A 1,420-nucleotide genomic window follows, 5' to 3' on the forward strand; every position below is an offset into this window, starting at 1 on the left:
TCTCATGTAATCCTTTAAACTCCTATTTAAACATACATGTGAAATTCTGCGAATGAGCGAGCATTCGTGAGAAAAACCTTATTCTCTGAGGGAGCTCAACATTGGAGGGACTGGGATTCTAGGGCTTAGCGCCTTTTGCAAATGGTATCTGAGGTCGATTGATTTAAACAAAAACCTGGTCTGATATCAAGTGAATTTAAGAATCTTACTTCGAACACGTCACTTCAATCCACTTAGCTACAACTGTTGCAAGTTTCTCTTTCTTAGATTCCACATCGTTCATATCAGTTAATTTTATTATAGCTCTGTCGGTGGTAACCCAATCTAATAACCCAGTAGTGTCTTCAAACAGATTCTCATTCACAGCATGATCTTTTACCTTTGCTCCGCAATGAAAAACAAGCCGAAAAAAACCTTTTCCTTGCAAATTAAAGGTCACTCGATCTTCATTATTAAAACAAAAACTCGGCGCATTCCATTTTATATGTTCAGTAATAGATTCATTAGTGCTTAAAATGATTTTTCGAACTTCCTCGATTTCCTTCTTAAGGGGATGTTCAAGATTATTAAAAAATTCAACTACTTGTTGAGGACCGGACAGTTTTATTGGTTTCTTACCAGTTGCTTCTGCTGATTTCTTATTTGTTGTCATGTTTTATCTTCTCACTCCCACCATTTAATGGTATCCTCTTCTTCATATATTGTTCGTTATGAGTGCTCTACTATCCTCCAGTTAGCTTAACTCTTCACCCTGCCCAAGACTTGTTTCGCTGTACATCCTGCGTTTTCGCGGCAGCCTCTCTGTGGGTTTTGGAACTATCGTATCCGTTAGTGCAATGAATTTTTATTTCCTTATTGGTATTCCGTGTTCTTCGGGGTGTGTAAAAATCTCTTGATAATCCAATGAACTAACTACTTTGAATGCCTGGTTTTCACTATCGTATTCGAAAACAACCAACTGTTCTTTTCCAGTGTTATGCCCTGTGTCAACTACACCAATCGTATTCGGAGCTATTTGTATGAACCTATTCTTACTATCCACACTTACATTTGGCGTTGGGGATTGAATGTACTTTTCAGTTGGTTTAAATGCAATTACAGCAAGACAAATAAGTATTCCCATTAAAACTACTTTAACAAAATTATCGTTCATTAAAATCCCTCCTCAAACAAGATTAACACAAACTCATTCCAATATCTTACTGCACTCCTGCCCGTTACTTCAATGGGAAAGGGAGCAGCTGCCGTGGCGGTCTGCTCCCTGATCTTATTGAACTATCGCTCCTCGTTAGCTGAAACATCTTCAGATAAAATCATATGAAAATCCACCAAATCTACTCACAACACGATGCACTAGAGAAAATAACCGTGTTGCAAGATCACCTTTAAAGTTAAGTTTATAACCACCTTGAACTCTATC

At 37.7% G+C, this 1,420-nt stretch carries 2 protein-coding genes; both read right to left on the reverse strand.

Features of this window, described 5'->3' with window-relative positions; translation table 11 throughout:
- Window positions 1-205: 205 nt before the first annotated feature.
- Complete coding sequence (locus tag DFP97_RS30340) at window positions 206-652, reverse strand: DUF1801 domain-containing protein (protein ID WP_114384372.1); 447 nt, start codon at window positions 650-652, stop codon at window positions 206-208.
- A gap of 192 nt (window positions 653-844) precedes the next feature.
- Entirely contained in the window at window positions 845-1,153 is a 309-nt protein-coding gene (locus tag DFP97_RS30345; RefSeq protein WP_114384373.1) for a hypothetical protein, read from the reverse strand.
- Between the last annotated feature and the right edge of the window lie 267 nt (window positions 1,154-1,420).

It is taken from the genome of Paenibacillus prosopidis, assembly GCF_003337375.1.
GTDB classification, from domain to species: domain Bacteria; phylum Bacillota; class Bacilli; order Paenibacillales; family Paenibacillaceae; genus Pristimantibacillus; species Pristimantibacillus prosopidis.